Source organism: Cupriavidus cauae, assembly GCF_026210475.1.
Taxonomy (GTDB): Bacteria; Pseudomonadota; Gammaproteobacteria; order Burkholderiales; family Burkholderiaceae; genus Cupriavidus; species Cupriavidus cauae.
Genome location: NZ_CP080293.1, coordinates 1486704 through 1505587, shown reverse-complemented (window position 1 = coordinate 1505587; position 18884 = coordinate 1486704). Strand labels below are relative to the sequence as shown.

15 protein-coding genes are annotated in these 18884 nt (G+C 68.5%); 3 read left to right on the top strand and 12 right to left on the bottom strand.

The genetic code is table 11. The annotated features are described in order from the left end of the window. Positions 1-2: 2 nt before the first annotated feature. Positions 3-920, bottom strand: a complete 918-nt coding sequence (gene rfbD / locus KZ686_RS06720) for a dTDP-4-dehydrorhamnose reductase (protein ID WP_265633283.1) — start codon at positions 918-920, stop codon at positions 3-5. After that, a complete protein-coding gene (rfbB, locus tag KZ686_RS06715) occupies positions 910-1974 on the bottom strand; it encodes a dTDP-glucose 4,6-dehydratase (protein ID WP_265633282.1) in 1065 nt (354 codons plus the stop codon). The genes rfbD and rfbB overlap by 11 nt, the downstream gene beginning before the upstream one ends. 236 nt (positions 1975-2210) lie before the next feature. On the opposite strand from rfbB, the gene KZ686_RS06710 reads away from it, so the two are divergent. Continuing rightward, positions 2211-3059 (top strand): symmetrical bis(5'-nucleosyl)-tetraphosphatase, encoded by an 849-nt coding sequence (locus tag KZ686_RS06710; RefSeq protein WP_265633281.1) that lies wholly within the window; start codon positions 2211-2213, stop codon positions 3057-3059. 48 nt (positions 3060-3107) lie between these two features. On the opposite strand, the gene KZ686_RS06705 is transcribed toward KZ686_RS06710, so the two are convergent. From KZ686_RS06705 to KZ686_RS06675, 7 genes are all read right to left on the bottom strand, one after another. After that, positions 3108-3950: a lysophospholipid acyltransferase family protein gene (locus KZ686_RS06705; protein WP_265633280.1), complete on the bottom strand. Its 843-nt coding sequence runs from the start codon at positions 3948-3950 to the stop codon at positions 3108-3110. Between the two features lie 131 nt (positions 3951-4081). Next, positions 4082-5392 (bottom strand): dihydroorotase, encoded by a 1311-nt coding sequence (locus KZ686_RS06700; RefSeq protein ID WP_265633279.1) that lies wholly within the window; start codon positions 5390-5392, stop codon positions 4082-4084. A gap of 98 nt (positions 5393-5490) precedes the next feature. After that, entirely contained in the window at positions 5491-6462 is a 972-nt protein-coding gene (locus KZ686_RS06695; protein WP_265633278.1) for an aspartate carbamoyltransferase catalytic subunit, read from the bottom strand. 121 nt (positions 6463-6583) lie between these two features. Beyond that, a complete protein-coding gene (pyrR, locus tag KZ686_RS06690; protein WP_226108441.1) occupies positions 6584-7159 on the bottom strand; it encodes a bifunctional pyr operon transcriptional regulator/uracil phosphoribosyltransferase PyrR in 576 nt (191 codons plus the stop codon). After that, positions 7156-7623: a Holliday junction resolvase RuvX gene (gene ruvX / locus KZ686_RS06685; protein ID WP_223819794.1), complete on the bottom strand. Its 468-nt coding sequence runs from the start codon at positions 7621-7623 to the stop codon at positions 7156-7158. The genes pyrR and ruvX overlap by 4 nt, the downstream gene beginning before the upstream one ends. Further along, a complete protein-coding gene (locus tag KZ686_RS06680) occupies positions 7616-8188 on the bottom strand; it encodes a YqgE/AlgH family protein (RefSeq protein WP_006575892.1) in 573 nt (190 codons plus the stop codon). The genes ruvX and KZ686_RS06680 overlap by 8 nt, the downstream gene beginning before the upstream one ends. Before the next feature lie 134 nt (positions 8189-8322). Then, entirely contained in the window at positions 8323-9063 is a 741-nt protein-coding gene (locus tag KZ686_RS06675) for a 16S rRNA pseudouridine(516) synthase (protein ID WP_265633277.1), read from the bottom strand. A gap of 142 nt (positions 9064-9205) precedes the next feature. On the opposite strand from KZ686_RS06675, the gene KZ686_RS06670 reads away from it, so the two are divergent. Then, positions 9206-10771 carry a cryptochrome/photolyase family protein gene (locus KZ686_RS06670; RefSeq protein ID WP_265633276.1) on the top strand — a complete coding sequence of 522 codons (1566 nt, stop codon included), beginning with the start codon at positions 9206-9208 and terminating at the stop codon, positions 10769-10771. A 213-nt stretch (positions 10772-10984) separates the two neighbouring features. Here KZ686_RS06670 and KZ686_RS06665 read toward each other — a convergent pair whose 3' ends face one another. The 3 genes from KZ686_RS06665 to hemC are packed head-to-tail and all read right to left on the bottom strand — an operon-like array spanning position 10985 to position 15574. Beyond that, complete coding sequence (locus tag KZ686_RS06665; RefSeq protein WP_149317736.1) at positions 10985-12175, bottom strand: heme biosynthesis protein HemY; 1191 nt, start codon at positions 12173-12175, stop codon at positions 10985-10987. 3 nt (positions 12176-12178) lie between these two features. Continuing rightward, positions 12179-14539 (bottom strand): fused uroporphyrinogen-III synthase HemD/membrane protein HemX, encoded by a 2361-nt coding sequence (gene hemDX / locus KZ686_RS06660; RefSeq protein WP_265633275.1) that lies wholly within the window; start codon positions 14537-14539, stop codon positions 12179-12181. A gap of 9 nt (positions 14540-14548) precedes the next feature. Further along, a complete protein-coding gene (gene hemC / locus KZ686_RS06655) occupies positions 14549-15574 on the bottom strand; it encodes a hydroxymethylbilane synthase (protein WP_150084384.1) in 1026 nt (341 codons plus the stop codon). Positions 15575-15736: 162 nt separating this feature from the next. On the opposite strand from hemC, the gene ppc reads away from it, so the two are divergent. Continuing rightward, complete coding sequence (gene ppc / locus KZ686_RS06650) at positions 15737-18856, top strand: phosphoenolpyruvate carboxylase (protein WP_407648520.1); 3120 nt, start codon at positions 15737-15739, stop codon at positions 18854-18856. Positions 18857-18884 lie beyond the last annotated feature (28 nt).

The window sequence follows — 18884 nt, the reverse complement described above, 5'->3', positions numbered from 1 at the left end:
CTTCAGGAATATATCTGGTCCAGCAGAAAGTCCACTCCCTGCTTCCAATCTGGGAGATGAACACCAAAGGTGTGACGCAGCTTGGTCGTATCCAAGCGGGAGTTCGCTGGACGTCGGGCAGGCAACGGATATTCACTGGCGGAAATCGCTACCACGCCACTCGCACGGGTCTTCAATGTGACGCCAATCGATTCTGCATATGCCAAGAGATACGTCGCATAACCATGCCAAGTGGTTTGCCCGCTGGCAGCAAGATGGTACGTGCCACAAGGGAAGCGCTCACGTTCGCGGACCAGCCAGTGTCGCGACAAGATTTGCGCTGTCACATCGGCAATCAGGGGTGCGGTCGTCGGCGCGCCGAATTGATCGGCAATGACACGGAGACTGTCGCGTTCTCGTGCCAGCCTCAATATTGTCTTAGCAAAATTGCCGCCGTGTGCTCCGGCAACCCAGCAGGTACGTAGTACCAGGGTCGCCGCCCCTGAAGCCTCGACGGCTCGCTCTCCAGCGAGCTTGCTCTTGCCATAGACTGATTGCGGATTTACGGAGTCGGTTTCGACATAGGCACCATCTTTAGTGCCGTCAAATACATAATCCGTCGAATAGTGAACCAGCAAAGAACCAAGCGTCTTCACTTCTTCGGCCAGAACCCCAACAGCCTCCCCGTTGATGGCCAACGCCATCTCTGGCTCACTCTCCGCCCTGTCGACGGCCGTATAGGCCGCCGCATTGAGCACCACATTCGGCCTTATCTCTCGAACGACCCTGCGCAATTGCTCAGGCCGCGACAGGTCACATACCGCGCGGTCTAGGGCGACGACACGCCCCAAAGGCGCAAGGCTGCGTCGCAGCTCGAAGCCAACTTGTCCGTTGCTTCCAGTCACGAGAAAAATCGGTACATCGGACGATTTACGCCGCATACTGCTTCGCCACCCAATTCCGATATTCCCCGGACATCACATCCTGCACCCAGGTCTGATTGTCCAGATACCACTGCACCGTCTTGCGCAGCCCAGTCTCGAACGTTTCAGCCGGCTTCCAGCCCAGCTCGCGTTCCAGCTTGCGGGCGTCGATCGCATAGCGCCGGTCGTGTCCGGGCCGGTCCTTGACGAAAGTGATCTGGTCGCGATAGGACCCCGAGGCCTTCGGCTTCAGTTCGTCGAGCAGGTCGCACAGCGTGTGGACCACGTCCAGATTCGTCTTCTCGTTCCAGCCGCCGACGTTGTACGTTTCGCCGAGCCGCCCGCGCGCGAGCACTTCGCGGATTGCGGAGCAGTGGTCGCCCACATACAGCCAGTCGCGCACGTTCAGGCCATCGCCGTAGACGGGCAGCGGCTTGCCGCCGAGCGCGTTGGCGATCATCAGCGGGATCAGCTTTTCGGGGAAGTGGTACGGCCCGTAGTTGTTCGAACAGTTGGTCGTCAGGGCCGGCAGGCCGTAGGTGTGATGGTAGGCACGGACCAGATGGTCGGAACCGGCCTTCGAGGCCGAGTACGGGCTGTTGGGCGCGTAGGCCGTCGTTTCGGAGAACGGCGGATCGTTCGGGCCGAGCGAGCCGAAGACCTCGTCGGTCGACACGTGCAGGAAGCGGAAGGAAGCCTTGCGTGCGTCGTCGAGTCCGCTCCAGTAGGCGCGCACGGCCTCGAGCAGCGTGAAGGTGCCGACGATATTGGTCTGGATGAATTCGCCGGGGCCATGGATCGAGCGGTCGACGTGGCTTTCGGCGGCGAAGTGCAGGACTGCGCGGGGCTGGTACTCGGCCAGCAGCCGGTCCAGCGCGGCGCGGTCGCAGATGTCGGTGCGCGAGAAAACGTGGCGCGGGTCGCCATCAAGCGATGCAAGCGTCTTCAGGTTGCCCGCGTAGGTCAGCTTGTCGACATTGACGACGCTGTCGGCGTCGGCGTTGCCCAGCCAGTTCAGAACGAAATTGGCGCCAATGAAACCAGCGCCGCCAGTCACGAGAATGTGCGGCAAACCCCTTTCTCCCTAACTATCGATATGTTTCGAAAACGGGACAATAGCCCGGCGCCCGCCTTGATCCGTGGGTGGGACGGCAGGATCATCAGTGTTCTCAGAAGTGGCGGTATTCTATCCGACCGCCCCCCCGGGATTACCCGGGCCGGTCATCTTTTTGTAGCCTGTTGTAACGGCTCACGTCCCCCCTCTTTACAATCGACAAAAAGCCGCCTTCGGCTCTCTTTTTTACCTCTATGCCCCATCCCTCGGTGCCATCGCCCTACCCCTACGCCGTCGGCGACCTGCAAGGTTGCGACCCTTCCCTGGAACAACTTGTCACCAAAATCCCCGACGATGCGCCACTTTGCTTCGTCGGGGATCTGGTAAACCGTGGGCCGGCATCGCTGGCGACATTGCGCAGGGTCCGCACGATGGGCGTGCGGGCCGAGTCGGTGCTGGGCAACCACGATATCCATCTATTAGCGGTCGCCGCGGGTGTGCGCAATCCGGGTTCGTCTGACACGCTGGACGACGTCCTGCAGGCGCCGGACCGGGAGGAGCTGCTGCACTGGCTGCGCCATCGGCCGCTGGCCCTTCACCGGGGCGGTTTCCTGCTGATCCACGCCGGGGTGCTGCCGCAATGGACCGTCGAACAGACGCTGGAACTGGCCGGCGAAGTCGAGCGGGAATTGCGGGGGCCGGGATGGAAAGCATTTCTCGCGGATATTTTTGGCAATGCGGCGAACCGGTGGCACGAGGGGCTGCGTGGCATCGAGCGGCACCGGGTCGTGATCAACGCCTTGACCCGTTTGCGCTTCTGTACCGTTGACGGAGTGATGGACCTCAAGACCAAGGAGGGATTGGGCAAGGCGCCCGACGGCCTCCTGCCGTGGTTCGATGTGCCGACACGCCGCACACGGGACACCACGATCGTCTGTGGCCACTGGTCGACGCTGGGCCTGGTGATGCGGCCCGACCTGATGGCGCTCGATACCGGCTGCGTCTGGGGCGGCCGGCTGACCGCGGCCCGCCTGGCACCGGACCCGGCAGACCGTGAGGTCATCCAGGTCGATTGCCCCCAATATTGTGATCCTTTAGGCTGATATTGTCATCCCCTTGCCGGGGATGTCGGTGCGCTGGCGTACCGACGATCAGGCTGGATTGCCGGTGGCCGTGCTTCGCGCCGGCGTATCGGACGGCTCGCCGGCGGGCAACACCGATTCGCTCTCCGATTCGCTCTCCGATTCGCCCTGCGGTTCACCCTGCAGTTGCCGGCACAGCGCGAGCACCGCTTCGCGCGACTGTTCGGCCAGGGCACGCCGCTCGCACTCGTCTGCCTGCAGCGGCGGGCCGAATGCGACCTGCGCGGTGATCGGCGGCGCCTGCAGGATCGCGTCGAGCGTCTGCAGCAACGTGAGGTCGCCGATATAGGCCGGTGCCACCGTGCGCTCGCCGGTGGCGGCGTCGCAATAGCGCAGCGCCACCGGCAGCACCGGCAGGCCGGCAGAAATCGGCGCCTGCATCAGATTGGCGTGGAACGGCAGCACGTCCGTGCCATCGGTGGTAGTGCCTTCGGGGAACACGCAGACGCGGTCGCCCTGCAGCATGCAGTCGGTGATGTCATGCAGCACCCGATGTGCGTCGCGCTTGCGGCCGCGTTCGATGAACAGCGTGCCGGTCTGCGCGCACAGCCAGCCGATCAACGGCCAGTCGCGGATCTCCGACTTGGCGACGAAGCGGGACGGCTCCCAGCTGTGGATCACGAAGATATCGAGCCAGGAGATATGGTTGGCGACCACCATGGCGCCGCGCCCGGTCTCCGGCACCGGCCCGATCAGTTGGATGTCGACGCCGCAGATGCGCAGCAGCCGGCGCGACCAGCGGCGGATATGCCATTGGCGCGCCGCCTTGCCAAGCCACGGGAACAGGACCGCGCAGGTCAGCAGGCCGCGCAGCAGGTGCAGGCAGAGGGCGAGCTTGCGCAGGGCGATCATGGGGTCGATGGAATTAGCGGGCGTCGAAACCGTCGCGGTGGGTCAAGGGCTGCTGCCCTCCCCCCCGGCCCCTCTCCCGCAAGCGGGCGAGGCGAGTGTCGGTCTGCGAGGGCCGGCGCATAGCCGCGGGATCAGCGGGCGGCCACGGCCTCGCCGTTGCGCGACTGGCCGGCCAGCTCGTAGACCAGCTGGCCGCCGACCAGCGTGGCCGTGACCCGGCCGCGCATCTCGTACCCCAGCCATGGCGAGTTCTTGCCCTGGCTCTTCAGCGTGCGCCGCTCGACCTTCCACACCGCCTCCGGATCGAACAGGCAGACGTCGGCCGCACCGCCGACCGTCAGGCGACCGGCCGGCAGGCCAATCACGCGCGCCGGCTCGCTGGTGATGCGACCGAGCGCCTTGACCAACGGCACCTTGTGCTCGTCGGCCCAGCGCAGCGTCAGCGGCAGCAGCAGTTCCAGGCCGGTCGCGCCCGGCGAGGCCTCGGCGAACGGCAGCAGCTTCTCGTCGTCGTCGACCGGCGTATGGTCCGAGCACAGCGCGTCGATGGTGCCGTCGGCCAGCGCGGCGACGATGGCGTCGCGATCGCGCCCGCTGCGCAGCGGCGGCGAGAAGCGCATCTGCGAGTTGAAGTAGCCGATGTCCATGTCGGTCAGGCCGACATGGTGGATGTTGACGTCGCAGGTGACCGCCAGCCCTTCGCGCTTGGCCTGGCGCACCAGCTCGATGCCCGCCGCCGAAGACAGCCGGCACAGATGGACGCGCGCGCCGGTGGAGCGCATCAGTTCGAAGATCGTATGCAGCCGCACGGTCTCGGCGATCACCGAGACGCCCGACAGACCCAGCCGCGACGCGACCGCGCCGCTGGCCGCGACGCCGCCGCCGAGATACGGGTCTTCCGGCCGCAGCCAGACGGTGAAGCCGAAGGTCTGCGCGTACTGCAGCGAGCGCAGCAGCACCTGCGTGTTGCGGATCGGCGCCTCGGCCTGCGAGAAGCCGACGCAGCCGGCTTCCGTCAGCTGGGACATCTCGGTCAGCACCTCGCCCTTCAGCCCCAGCGTCAGCGCACCGAGCGGGTACACATGGGTCTGGTTCAGCGTGCGGGCGCGGTACTTCAGCATTTCGACCAGGCCCGGTTCGTCGAGCACCGGGTCGGTATCGGGCGGGCACACCAGGCTGGTGACGCCGCCGGCGGTGGCCGCGGCCACTTCGGATTCGAGCGTGGCCTTGTACTCGTAGCCCGGCTCGCGCAGCCGGGCCGACAGGTCGACCAGGCCGGGGCAGACGATCAGCCCGCGGGCGTCGATGGTCTTGTTGGCCTGGAAGTCGGCCGGCGCGTTGCCGATGCCGACGATCTTGCCGGCGGCCAGGAACAGGTCCTGCTGGGCATCGATATTGCCGGCCGGGTCGATCAGGCGGCCACCCTTGATGTGGATCTTCATATCGTGTCGCTTGCTATCGCTTGCCATTGCGGCTTGTTTTGGTGCCTGGCGGCCGTCGTCAGGCCGACGATTGCCTGGCGGATCGCGCTTTTGTCGTTTCAGTCGTTGTTGCCGGCGACGATGCCCATCACTGCCATCCGCACCGCGATGCCGAAGGTGACCTGATTCAGGATCACCGACTGCGGACCGTCGGCCACGGCCGAATCGATCTCGACGCCACGGTTCATCGGCCCCGGGTGCATCACGATGGCGTCGGGCCTGGCCAGCGCGAGCCGCTCCGGAGTCAGGCCGAAGGCCTTGAAGTATTCCTGCGCCGACGGCAGCAGCGCGCCGCTCATGCGCTCGTTCTGCAGCCGCAGCATGATGATCACGTCGACGCCCTTGAGCCCCTCTTCCATGTTGTGGAAGACCCGCACGCCCATCTGCTCGAGGCCCGACGGCAGCAGCGTGCGCGGACCGATCGCGCGCACCTCGGGCACACCAAGCGTGGTCAACGCGTGGATGTCCGAGCGCGCCACCCGCGAGTGCAGGATGTCGCCGACGATCGCGACGGTCAGCTTGGTGAAGTCCTGCTTGTAATGCCGGATCGTGTACATGTCCAGCAGGCCCTGGGTCGGGTGCGCATGGCGGCCGTCGCCGGCGTTGATCACGTGCACGTGCGGGGCGACGTGCTCGGCGATCAGATAGGGGGCGCCCGAGCTGGCATGCCGCACCACGAACATGTCGGCAGACATCGCCGACAGGTTGTTGATGGTGTCGAGCAGCGATTCGCCCTTGCTGGTCGACGAGGCATTGATGTTCAGGTTCAGCACGTCCGCGGACAACCGCTTGGCGGCGATCTCGAAGGTGGTGCGGGTGCGCGTGGAGTTCTCGAAGAACAGGTTGAACACGCTCTTGCCGCGCAGCAGCGGCACCTTCTTGACGTCGCGGTCGGAGTCCGACAGCGACACGAACTGGCTGGCCGTGTCGAGGATGTGCGTGATCATGTCGCGCGACAGCCCCTCGATGGACAGCAGATGCTTGAGCTCGCCGTTCCTGGTGAGCTGCGGGTTGCGGAACGTCTTGGTCATGGGTGAGGCGTGGGCGGGTGCGGTTTGGCTCGGTACGGGTGCGCGGGTGCTGGTACTTGTGCTGGTGCTTGCCCTGGCTCGGGCTTGTGTGCTCGTTCTCTACTGCGGTAATGCGTGCCGGTCAGCCGGCGGCGGAATCGTGGTTGCCGTTCAGCGTTTCGGTGGCAAAGGAAAAACGGATGCCGGCCCCCTCGCCTTCGCGCGACAACACCAGGTTCGTGCCGCGCGGCAGCGTGATCCGCTCGCCGACGAAGTCCGCCCCGATCGGGAGCTCGCGGCCGCCGCGATCGACCAGCGTGGCCAGCGCGACGCGCGCGGGCCGACCGTAGTCGAACAGTTCGTTGACCGCGGCGCGGATGGTGCGGCCGGTGGCCAGCACATCGTCGATCAGCAGCACATGGCTGTCCTGCACGGAAAACGGCAGCGTGCTCGGTTGCGCCTGGCTGTGCAGGCCCTTCTTCGCGTAATCGTCGCGGTGGAAGGCCACATTGATCACGCCGTAATGCGGCAGCTGCAGATCGGCCGCCAGCCGCTCGGCGATCCACGCGCCACCCGAATAGATGCCGGCGATCGACCAGGGCGCGCCGCCCGAGGCAGAGCCCGAGGCCGAGCCCGATGCCGCGGACAGCATCCCTTGCACGTGGTCGCGCAGCGCGCGGTAGAGCGCCTCGGCGTCGAGGGTGACGTTGGAGATCATAGCGGGAGTTGGTCGAAATACTGTTGCAGGATGATGCGGGCGGCTTCGTGATCGAGCGCCCCCGGCCTGGCGCCGGCGGCCTGGGCCTCCAGCGAACTGTAGCGCTCGTCGACCCAGGTCACCGGCAGATTGAAGCGGCCATTGAGCTGATTGCCGAAGCGACGCGCCAGCTTGGTCGCGGGCTGTTCGCCGCCTTCCGGGGTCAGCGGCAGGCCCACCACTAGATGCACCGGCGCCCATTCGGCGATCAGCGCGGCGACGGCCTCAAAGCGCCCTTCGACGGTGATGTTCGGCAGGATGGTCAGCGGCCGCGCCTCGCGCGTGATGAAGTTGCCCAGCGCCACGCCGATCTTGCGCTCGCCGTAGTCGAAACCCAATACGGTGCCGTCGGTTGGCACGGCAGACACGGGCGCGCCTTGCGGCGCCGGCTTGTGGAGCGGCGTGGCCGCGTCCGCGCTAGGCATGCCCCGCCTCGCCGGAGAGCATGGTGATGTCGATGCCCAAAAGGCGAATGGCGGCGGCGAAGCGTTCCTCGGGAGGCACGCTGAACACGATCTCGGGGTCGGCCTGCACGGTCAGCCAGCCGTTGCGGCTCAGCTCTTCCTCCAGCTGGCCTGCGCCCCAGCCGGCATAGCCCAGCGTCAGCAGGAAGCGATGCGGGCCGCTGCCGTTGGCGACGGCCTCGAGCACATCCTTGGAGGTGGTCATCTCCAGGCCGCCGGGCACGGTCAGCGAGGACACATAGACGCCGACCGGGTCATGCAGCACGAAGCCGCGCTCGGTCTGCACGGGGCCGCCGAAATAGACGGGCTGCTGCGCGACGGGCTGGATTTCGAGCTTGAGATCGATCTTGTCGAACAGCGTGGCCATGTCGATGTCGATCGGCCGGTTGATCACCAGGCCGAGCGCGCCACGCTCGTTGTGTTCGCAGATGTAGACGACGGCGCCGGTAAAAGTCGGATCCGCCATGCCGGGCATGGCGATCAGGAATTGATTCGTCAGATTGATGGGGGCTGCGGACGTCGCCATGCGTTGCATTTTATCAAATCAGCGCCAATGTTCCGGAAAAGATTCCCTCGTCCGGGCCCGCGCAGGGAGCTGGACGGTGCGCGCCGCCCCACAGCCGTTGCGCCGCAGCATCGCGGCCGCGGTTGGCCCCCGCCTCAGTCCTTGCGCGCCAGTTCGGCCAGATCCGCCGGCGTCAGCCAGCGCCATTCCCCGGGCGCCAGCGCCGGGTCCAGCGCCAGTCCGCCGATGCGGCTGCGGTGCAGCGCGGCGACATGGTTGCCGGCCGCGGCGACCATCCGCTTGACCTGATGATACTTGCCTTCGGCCAGCGTCAGCCGCAGCGCGCGTTCGCCGACGATCTCGCAGGCCAGCGCGGCAATCGGGGCCGGTTCGTCCTCCAATTGCACGCCTTCGCGCAGCGCCGCGGCCTGGGCCTCGGTGACCGGCTCGGCCGTCGTCACCTCGTAGATCTTGGGCACCTTGCGCTTGGGCGAGGTCTGCGCGTGGATGAACTGGCCGTCGTCACTGAGCAGCAGCAGCCCGGTGGTGTCCTGGTCGAGCCGGCCGACCGCCTGCACGCTGCGCTCGCGCAGCGGCACCGGCAGCAGCGTGTAGACGCTGGGATGATGCAGCGGCCGCTGCGAGCATTCGTATCCGGTCGGCTTGTGCAGCATCAGATAGGCCTTGTCGTGGCAGACCCAGTCCTCGCCATCGACGGTCAGCCGCAGCCCTTCGAGCACGAATTCGGCGCGCGGGTCCTCGCACAGCTCGCCCTCGACCTCGACCATGCCGGCCGCCACCAGATGCCCGCAATAGCGGCGCGTGCCGAAGCCCTGCGATTGCAGGATGCGGTCCAGCGGCGTGGTCTTGGGCGGTTTGGCGGTCTTCGCGTTCATCGGCGGTAAGGAGGGAGTGAGGGAGTGAAGGGAGTGAGGGCGGTCAGCGGCGAAGCGGCGCTTTGCAGGGGAATGGCGCAGGGGGTCATGCTACGGTAAACGATCGCGCGACCGGCGGCGCGGTGCTCACGGAGAATCGAGCTTGAACCCATCCCCCCATCGCGAACCGTACCGCGTCGGCCGTTCGTTCGCCCGCGCGCTGGTCTGGTTTCGCCGCGACCTGCGCGTGGACGACCACGCGGCGCTGCATTATGCCCTCAAGCATGCCCGCCAGGTGTGGTGCGTGTTCGTATTCGATCGGGAAATCCTCGACCCGCTGCTGGCGCGCAGCTTGGCGCGCGGCAAAGCCAGCGATCGTCGCGTGGCCTTCATCCTCGCGTCGCTGGCCCCGCTGGACAAGGCCTTGCGCGAGGCCGGCGGCGGCCTGATCGTGCTGCACGCCGCGGCCCGCACGGCGATCCCCGCGCTCGCCCGCGAACTCGACGCGCAGGCCGTCTTCGCCAACCATGACTACGAGCCCGCGGCCATCGAGCGCGACCGCGCCGTGGCGGACGCGCTGGCCGCCGATGCGCGGGTCTATTTCAGCTTCAAGGATCAGGTGGTGTTCGAGCGCGACGAGATCCTGAACGGCCAGGGCAAGCCCTTCTCGGTCTTCACGCCGTACAAGAACGCATGGCTGAAGGCGTTGCAGCCCTTCGATCTGCGGCCCTACCCGGTCGCGCCCTATCTGCCCGCGCTGGCGCCGCTGCCGCCGGGGCACGACCGGCCGCTGCCGACACTGGAAGCGCTCGGCTTCGCCCCGGCCGATCCGGGGGCAGTGCCGCTCGCTCCGGGCAGTCCGGGCGCGCACGCGCTGTTCGATGCCTTCCTCGACCGGCTGGGCGACTATGCGCGCCGGCGCGATTTCCCCGCGGTGCGCGGGCCCAGCTATCTGTCGGTGCATCTGCGCTTCGGCACCATCTCGATCCGTACGCTGGCGCGCGCCGCGCATGCCGCGATGCTGCGGGGCGGGGCGGACGCCAACGGCGCGGCAACGTGGCTGTCGGAACTGATCTGGCGCGACTTCTATTTCATGGTGCTGCACCATCGCCCGGACCTGGCCGATGGCCGCTCGTACCACGCGGCCTATGACGCGATCCGCTGGCGCACGGGCCCCGTGGCGGAGCAGTACTTCGCCGCGTGGTGCGAGGCGCGGACCGGCTATCCGCTGATCGATGCGGCGATGCTCCAGCTGCGTCAGAGCGGCTATATGCACAACCGCCTGCGCATGGTCAGCGCCAGCTTCCTGGTCAAGGACCTGGGCATCGACTGGCGCCGCGGCGAAGCGGTATTCGCCGACCTGCTGAACGATTACGACTTCGCGGCCAACAACGGCGGGTGGCAATGGGCCGCATCGACGGGATGCGATGCGCAGCCGTGGTTCCGGATCTTCAATCCCGTCACGCAGTCGCGCAAGTTCGATCCCGAGGGCCGCTTCATCCGGCGTTACCTGCCGCAGCTCGCCGGCCTGCCGGACAAGTATCTGCACGCGCCGTGGACCGCGCCGGAAGCGGTGCTGGCGGCGGCCGGAATCTCGCTGGGGAAGGATTATCCGCGCCCGATCGTGCAGCACGACGTGGCGCGGCAGGAGACACTGGAGCGGTATGCGGTGGTGAAGGCGGGAGTGGGAGCGCCCGCGGCAGCGGCCGCGAGCGAGCGATCGGGATAGCTGACACCTTGCCCTCTCCCCGCCCCTCTCCGGCGCGGGAGAGAGGGAGCAAACCACGGCTGCCCGGGTATTCGCGTGACGCGACCAGCCCTGTTACTCCTCAGCCGTGTCGGGCCCCAAGGCGTGTTACGCCCTCAGGCTGGGGTACGCCACCAGCAGTGCCACACCACCAGCGGTGTTACACCACGCGCGGTGTCACACCACCAGCAAGCGTTACGCCGCCAGCAGCGCGCTTTCCCGATAATGCCGCTGCGCGTCCTCCGGCCGTTCGGTCTGCTCGAACAGCCGCGCCAGCGCCAGATGCGCGCGCACGCGCAGGCGGCGCTGTTCCTCGCTGGTGGCGTACTTCAGCGCGCGCTCGAAATTGGACTGCGCCTTGCCCCACAGCTGTTCGCCCAGGCAAAGCACGCCCAGCGTGAAATGCAGCTCGGCATCGTTCGGATGCTGGGCCAGCCATTTCTCGGCCTGCTGGATCTGCGGCAGCGCCTGGCCGGGCTCGGCGCAGTCGGCGTAGCGCAGCACCAGCCGGCTGTCCCAGTTGACCTTCAACGCGTCCTCGACGATCCGGCGCGCTTCCTGCTGGCGGCCCAGCGCCGAGAAATAGCGCGCGGCCGGCTCGGCGATGCGGGCGGCGCGGCGCTCGTCGTTCGACAGCGAACGCCAGAAGTCCTGCAACGCGTCGGCGTCGTGGCGGCGTTCCTCCAGCATGGCCTCGCAGGCCAGCTGCTTCAGACGCAGTGCCAGCACCGGATGCAGCGCGTTGCGCTTCTCCAGCGAACGCGCGAGCCGCAGCACCTCGCTCCAGTTCTTCAGATGCTGATGCGCACGCAGCGCGATCCGTTGCACATGGATCTGCCGCCCGCCCTGCGCCTGCAGCTGGGCGATGGTTTCCAGCGCGCCATCGGCATCGCGCGCGTCGACCAGCATCTCGGCCAGCGACACCAGCCGGGCCTGCTCGCGCTCGGGTGCGGTGACCTGGGCCAGCCAGCCGTCGCGCCGATCGGCCTCCTGCATCTGGTGCGCGGCGCGGGCGCCGATCAGCGCCGCGGTCTGCGCCTGCTCGGGCCAGACCTGGGCCTCGCGCGCGGTGCGCTCGGCGCGGGCGAAGCGGCCGGCGAACAGGTTCTCGATCGCCTCGCGCAACGCGGCCTGGGCCTTCAGCATGCGGTTGCGCTCGCGATAGGCCGCGGCGCGCCGGGGCATCTCGGACAGATGCCGGATCGCCGACAGCACGGTCCAGGCTATGAAGAACAGCAGCAACAGCAGCGCCAGCGCCAGATTGAGCGACAGCTCGACCCGATACGGCGGGTAGAACAGCACCACATTGCTTTGATTGAACTGCGTGAACAGCGCCAGGCCGACGGCGCCGCCAAACAGGATCGCCACCCAGAATAGAAGTCGCATGCGCTACTCCTTCTTCAGGGAACGCAGCGCGCCGAGGCTGTCGGACATCGTCGGCAGCTGCACGGCCACCGCGCCCGCCTGCGCCTGCTTCAGCAGGGTCTGCACGGCCTGCACGCGGCGGCTCTTGGTATCGAAATAGCGCTCGATCATGCCGTGCGCCGCGGCCAGATCGTTGCGGAACACCTGCTCATTGCGCGACAGCAGCGCGAGCCGCGCGTTGAGCAGCCGCAGCTTGACGTTCTCGCGCAGGAACCAGCCCTGGTCGCCGGTCAGCAGCAGCGCCTCGGTATCGTCGACCCGGCGCACGCGGATCACGCGCATCAGCTCGTCGCGCACCGTCCCCCAGACGCCGGCGAACCACTGCGTCACGCGATTGCCGGTGCCGTCGCCATTGCCTGCGGCAACGGCCGAGGCCACGCCGGGCTGGGACGCGGCCGCCGTGCCGCGCGGCGTGCCTTCGCTGCGTTCGAGCATCCGTTCGCTCGACAGCAGCGGCAAGGCGTCGATCTGGTTGATGGCTTCGTCGAGCTTGATGGCGGCGCCGGTCAGGTCGGTGTCGGGCATCGCCTTGAGCCGGCCGATGTCGCGCGCGATCGCCCGGCGCAGCTGGTTGTATTCGGGCTTGTCGGAGCGGGCCAGGCGAACGTCGGCGCTCTGCAGCGCGGACAGCGCGACCTGCACGTTGCCGGTCAGTTGCAGTTGCTGGCCGGCGTTGGTCAGCAACTGCTGGATCTCGGCGATCTCCCAGTCGTCGCGGTTGCGCATCAGGTCCTGGTAGACCTGCTCGAGCGTGGCCTGCTTGTCGCGGGTCTCGCCGACCTGGGCCTCCAGCGCGCCGACCTTCGCCTGCATTTCCTTGACGGTGGTCTGCGCCTCGCGGGTCAGCACGCGAGACTCCTGTACCAGCGCGTCGTTGTTCTGCTGGCGGCGGGCCAGTTCCTCGGTCAGCCGGTCGACCCGTTGCTGCAGCCACCAGAACGCGCCGCCGGCGACCAGCACGAAGATCGCCAGCAGCAGCCAGGCCAGGGCGCCGCGGCCCCGTGAAGCGGGCCGCTCGCCGGGCGAGGCGCCAGCGGGCGCCGGGCCGGGCGGCATGCCGGCCGGTGGAGAAGAGGAGGAAGCGGTGGAGGTTTGCTGTTGCGTCACGCGATCGACCTTCGTTGACGTGGATTGCGGTGATTCGGTGGGCGGGATTGGGGGCGGCGCGGCGGGCGGGCTCGCCGGTGCCGCCGATGCGGCGAGCGATGGCGCCTGCGGTTGCGCTGCGGGTGCCGGCGCCGGAGCCGGCGCGGTCGAAGCGGCCGCAGGGGCGGGCGCGGCAGTCGGGCCAGGCTCCGACTGGGAGACCGACGGCGACATCGATGGCGGCACAGGTTGCGACACCGCGGGCGACGCCAATTCCGACGCCGGTTGCGACGCCGGTTGCGACACCGGTTGCGACGCCGGCTGTGAAGCCGATTGCGACGCCGATTGCGACACCGGCTGTGAAGCCGATTGCGCCGTCGCCTGCAATTGACTCCGATACAGCTCCGCCCAACGCAGGCAGGCCGCCCGCAGGCCCTCGTCCCCCGGCGCGGCCAGCAGCACGCGCGTGAAGCCCAGGGCCGCCGCCTGCTCGGCAATTCTCGCATGCGGGGCAATGCACTGCACCTCGCGCAGCGCGGCGTCTTCCTGCGGCGACAGGTTGTCGCGCACCAGCTGGTCGAGGTTGCGCACGGCTTCGGAACTGGTCAGCAGCCACGCCTGCGGCGCCGCGCCCGGCTTCAGGCCGTCACGCACGGCCTGCCATTGCATCGAGCCTGGCACGGGCATCGTGCGTCGATAGGCCTCGACCGCCAGCACGGTGGCACCGGCCTCGCGCAGCTTGTCGCCGAGCCAGTCGCGGCCGCCGTTGCCGCGGACGATCAGCACCTCGCGGCCGGCCAGCGACGGCACGTCGAGCTGGGCCCACAGCGCCTCGGAATCGAAACGCGCCTCGGCAGGATCGATGTCGGCTGCGGCGCCATCGGCGCCGGCCGGCGAGATCACGCGGTGGCGCGGCGCGGCGATGCCGCGCTCGGCAAGCGCCGCCACGCTGGCGGGCCCGACCACCGCGACCGGCACCGATTCCGGCCAGGCCGCGGCGCCGCCCTGCGCCAGCGCGAGCGCATCGAGCGCATAGGCGATCGCGTTGGGGCTGACGAACACGACCAGCGCGAACTCGGGCAGCCGCGCCAGCGCCGCGCGCAGCGGGCCGTCATCGGCCGCGGGCCCGATCGCCAGCAGCGGAAAGCTCAGTACGTCCAGACCCGCGGCCTGCAGCGCCTCGGTCAGTTGCCGGGACTGCCCGGCGGGTCGTGTGACAACGACGGTCGGGCGGGGCATCGCTTCCCCTCAGTGGCCGCCGGGGCCCGCCGGCGCGCCGTCGTTCCGCAGCGCGACGGCCAGCAGCGCGTCGGCGCCCTGGGCCAGCAGCGCGTCGGCGACGGCGTTGCCCAGCGCTTCGGCATCGGCGGCGCTGCCGACTTCGGCCGCGCGCTGCGCATGCACGCTGCGGGAGCCGTCGGGCGTGGCGACGAAGGCGTCCAGTTGGAGGCGGCTGCCATCCCGGCTGCCATCCCCGCTGCTATTCCAATAAGCATGGGCGGCCAGCGGCACCTGGCAGGAGCCGCCGAGCCGGCGCGATACCGCGCGTTCGGCGCCGACCGCCAGCGCGGTGGGAACATGATTGAGCGGTGCCAGCCAGGCGGCCAGCTCGGGCCGATCCGAGCGGATCTCGATGCCGAGCGCGCCCTGCCCGGCCGCCGGCAGCGACGTCGCCGGGTCCAGCAGCGCGCGGATGCGGCCGGCCAGGCCCAGACGCTTCAGGCCGGCCGCGGCGAGGATGATCGCGCCGTAGTCGCCGCGATCGAGCTTGGCCAGCCGGGTATCCAGATTGCCGCGCAGCGGCTGCACCACCAGATGCGGGTAGCGGCTGCGCAGGGCGGCCTCGCGGCGCAGGCTCGAGGTGCCGACCACGGTGCCGGGCGGCATCTCGTCGAGCGAGGCGAAGCGCGTCGACACCAGCGCATCGCGCGGATCTTCACGCTCCATCACGGCGGCCAGCGCGAAGCCCTCTGGCAGCTCCATCGGCACGTCCTTCAGCGAATGCACCGCCAGGTCGGCCCGGCCCTCGGCCATCGCCACTTCCAGCTCCTTGACGAACAGGCCCTTGCCGCCGACCTTGGAGAGGCTGCGGTCCAGAATCTGGTCGCCCCGGGTAGTCATACCCAGAATGGACACATCGCACGCGGGATAGTATTGTTGCAACGCAGCACGCACATGTTCGGCCTGCCACATGGCCAGTCGGCTTTCGCGTGACGCGATCACGAGCCTGCCCGGCGCGGCGGATGAGGATGCGGAAGGGACGGAAGCTTGCATGCCGCGAATGGTAGCACGCACCCCCTGCCGCTCCGGCCGCCGCCCCGGACGCTGGCGGCGTGGCGCCCGACGGCCGCAGAGCCGGGGCGAAAGCGGGTCCGGAAGGCGATCGGAACGATCGGAAACACCAGCCACATCAGAACCAAACGCAGAGGAGATTGCATGACGCAGCCAGCTGCGCGCCCGGCCGGCCGCCGGATCCGCGCTGTCCGAGGCCGATCGGAAACCGCCGGGAACGAGCCGAATCGGCCAGCCGAGGCGGGGACACCAGCCGCTTCGCCAGAGCACGCCGAGAATGCCGATCATGCCGATCACCTGGCATCGGCTGGGTCGGCACCGCCCACCGCGCCCTCCACCGCGCCCTCCACCGCCCGCTCCGCCCCCGCCCCTTCCGCGCGAACCGCTCGCCGCGCCGCCGCCAAACCGGCCTCCCACCTCGAAGTGGTGCCGGCCGCACCGGCCCGCAAGTCGGCCAACGACAAGGACCTGCCGCTGCGCGAGGACATCCGCTTCCTCGGCCGCCTGCTCGGCGACGTGCTGCGCGAGCAGGAAGGGGAGGCGGCCTTCCAGATCGTCGAAACCATCCGCCAGACCGCGGTGCGCTTTCGCCGCGAGAACGACCGAGCCGCCGCGGCCGAGCTCGACCGGCTGCTCAAGCGGCTGTCGCGCGACCAGACCAACCAGGTGGTGCGCGCCTTCAGCTATTTCTCGCATCTGGCCAATATCGCCGAGGATCAGCACCACAACCGCCGCCGGCGCGTCCATGCGCTGGCCGGCTCGCCGCCGCAGCCGGGCAGCATGGCCCGCGCGCTGCAGGCGATCGACGCCGCCGGGGTCACAGGCAAGCAGCTGCGCAAGTTCTTCGACGAGGCGCTGATCGTGCCGGTGCTGACCGCGCACCCGACCGAGGTCCAGCGCAAGAGCATCCTGGACGCCGAGCGCGAGATCGCCCGCCTGCTGGCCGAGCGCGACCTGCCGATGACGGCGCGCGAACTGGCGCACAACACCGCCCAGCTGCGCGCCAAGGTCACCACGCTGTGGCAGACCCGGATGCTGCGCAATACCCGGCTGATGGTGGTCGACGAGATCGAAAACGCGCTGTCGTACTACCGCACCACCTTCCTGCGCGGCATTCCGCAACTGATGACCGAGCTGGAGGAGGACATCGCCGCGGTCTACCCGGCCTCGCGCCGCGCCAAGACCGAGCCGGGCCCGCTGCCGCCCTTCTTCCAGATGGGCTCGTGGATCGGGGGCGATCGCGACGGCAATCCCAACGTCACCGCCGACACGCTGGAGCACGCGGCCTGCCAGCAGGCGCTGCTGATCCTCGAGTGGTATCTGGACGAGGTCCACGCGCTGGGCGCCGAGCTGTCGATGTCGACGCTGATGGTCGAGGCCAGCCCCGCGCTGCTGGCGCTGGCCGAGGCCTCGCCCGACCGCTCCGAGCACCGCGCCGACGAGCCGTACCGGCGCGCGCTGATCGGCATCTACGCGCGGCTGGCCGCGACCTGCCATGCGCTGACCGGCCGCGCGGCGCCGCGCCATCCGGTCGCCGACGCCGAGCCCTACGCCAATGCGGAGGCCTTCGCCGCCGACATCGAGGTGGTCATCGACTCGCTGCGCGAGCATCACGGCGAGGCGCTGGCACGCGCCCGCATCGATGCGCTGCACCGCGCGATCGGCGTGTTCGGCTTCCATCTGGCGTCGATCGACATGCGCCAGGTGTCCGACGTGCACGAGGCCGTGATCGCCGAGCTGTTCGCGGCCGCGGGCGTCGAGGCGGACTACGCCGCGCTGCCGGAGGAGCGCAAGCTCGAGCTGCTGCTGGCCGAGCTGCGCCAGCCGCGGCTGCTGACGCTGCCCTGGCATACCTATTCGGAGCAAACCCGCAGCGAGCTGCGCGTGCTGACGGCGGCCCGCGAGCTGCGCGCCCGCTACGGCGCCCGCGTGGCGCGCAACTACATCATCTCGCACACCGAGACGCTGTCGGACCTGGTCGAGGTCATGCTGCTGCAGAAGGAGACCGGCATGCTGCGCGGCACGCTGGGCAGCAGGAGCGATCCGGCGCGCATGGAGCTGATGGTGATTCCGCTGTTCGAGACCATCGAGGACTTGCGCAACGCCAGCGGCATCATGCAGGCGCTGCTCGATCTGCCCGGCTTCGCCGCGGTGCTGGCGAACCAGGGCGGCGAGCAGGAGGTGATGCTCGGCTATTCGGATTCGAACAAGGACGGCGGCTTCCTGACCTCGAACTGGGAGCTGTACAAGGCGGAACTGGCGCTGGTGCAGCTGTTCGCGCAGCGCAAGATCAAGCTGCGGCTGTTCCACGGCCGCGGCGGCACGGTCGGACGCGGCGGCGGTCCGACCTACCAGGCCATCCTGTCGCAGCCGCCGGGCACGGTGAACGGCCAGATCCGGCTGACCGAGCAGGGCGAGATCATCAACAGCAAGTTCGCCAACGCCGAGATCGGGCGCCGCAACCTGGAAACGGTGATCGCCGCCACGCTGGAGGCGTCGCTGCTGCCGACGGCGAACGCGCCGAAAGACCTGGCGGCGTTCGAGAGCATCATGCAGAAGCTGTCGGACCGCGCCTTCGTCGCCTACCGGGACCTGGTCTACGAGACGCCGGGCTTCAAGGACTATTTCTTCGCGACCACGCCGATCACCGAGATCGCCGATCTGAACCTGGGTTCGCGCCCGGCCTCGCGCAAGCTGATGGACAAGAAGAACCGCCGCATCGAGGATCTGCGGGCGATTCCCTGGGGCTTTTCGTGGGGCCAGTGCCGCCTGCTGCTGCCGGGCTGGTTCGGCTTCGGCAGCGCCGTGCGCGCGCTGCTCGACGAGGCCGGTGACGACAAGGCCCGCAAGGCGTTGGTGGCGACGCTGCGACGCATGGTCAAGACGTGGCCGTTCTTCTCGACGCTGCTGTCCAACATGGACATGGTGCTGGCCAAGACAGACCTGGCGGTTGCCTCGCGCTACGCCCAACTGTGCGAAGACGCGGCGCTGCGCAAGGCCGTGTTCAACCGGATCAGCACCGAGTGGCATCTGACCGGCGAGATGCTGGGACTGGTCACCGGCAAGCACGAGCGGCTGGCGGACAACCCGCTGCTGGCCCGCTCGATCAAGAACCGCTTCGCCTACCTGGACCCGCTGAACCACCTGCAGGTGGAATTGCTCAAGCGCTACCGGGCCGGCAAGGACGGCGACGACGTGCGCGTGCGGCGCGGCATCCATCTGACCATCAACGGGATTGCGGCGGGGCTGCGCAATACGGGTTGAGGTGCGGGGGCTGGAGGGTAGCCCGGCC

Excerpts from the sequence above, each read along its gene's own strand:
- KZ686_RS06695 (WP_265633278.1), bottom strand. The coding sequence starts at position 6,462 with ATGACCAAGACGTTCCGCAACCCGCAGCTCACCAGGAACGGCGAGCTC.
- KZ686_RS06665 (WP_149317736.1), bottom strand. The coding sequence starts at position 12,175 with ATGCGACTTCTATTCTGGGTGGCGATCCTGTTTGGCGGCGCCGTCGGC.
- KZ686_RS06675 (WP_265633277.1), bottom strand. The coding sequence starts at position 9,063 with ATGAACGCGAAGACCGCCAAACCGCCCAAGACCACGCCGCTGGACCGC.
- hemC (WP_150084384.1), bottom strand. The coding sequence starts at position 15,574 with ATGCAAGCTTCCGTCCCTTCCGCATCCTCATCCGCCGCGCCGGGCAGG.
- ruvX (WP_223819794.1), bottom strand. The coding sequence starts at position 7,623 with ATGCCTAGCGCGGACGCGGCCACGCCGCTCCACAAGCCGGCGCCGCAA.
- rfbD (WP_265633283.1), bottom strand. The coding sequence starts at position 920 with ATGCGGCGTAAATCGTCCGATGTACCGATTTTTCTCGTGACTGGAAGC.
- KZ686_RS06700 (WP_265633279.1), bottom strand. The coding sequence starts at position 5,392 with ATGAAGATCCACATCAAGGGTGGCCGCCTGATCGACCCGGCCGGCAAT.
- ppc (WP_407648520.1), top strand. The coding sequence starts at position 15,737 with ATGACGCAGCCAGCTGCGCGCCCGGCCGGCCGCCGGATCCGCGCTGTC.
- hemDX (WP_265633275.1), bottom strand. The coding sequence starts at position 14,539 with ATGCCCCGCCCGACCGTCGTTGTCACACGACCCGCCGGGCAGTCCCGG.
- KZ686_RS06705 (WP_265633280.1), bottom strand. The coding sequence starts at position 3,950 with ATGATCGCCCTGCGCAAGCTCGCCCTCTGCCTGCACCTGCTGCGCGGC.
- KZ686_RS06710 (WP_265633281.1), top strand. The coding sequence starts at position 2,211 with ATGCCCCATCCCTCGGTGCCATCGCCCTACCCCTACGCCGTCGGCGAC.
- pyrR (WP_226108441.1), bottom strand. The coding sequence starts at position 7,159 with ATGATCTCCAACGTCACCCTCGACGCCGAGGCGCTCTACCGCGCGCTG.
- KZ686_RS06680 (WP_006575892.1), bottom strand. The coding sequence starts at position 8,188 with ATGGCGACGTCCGCAGCCCCCATCAATCTGACGAATCAATTCCTGATC.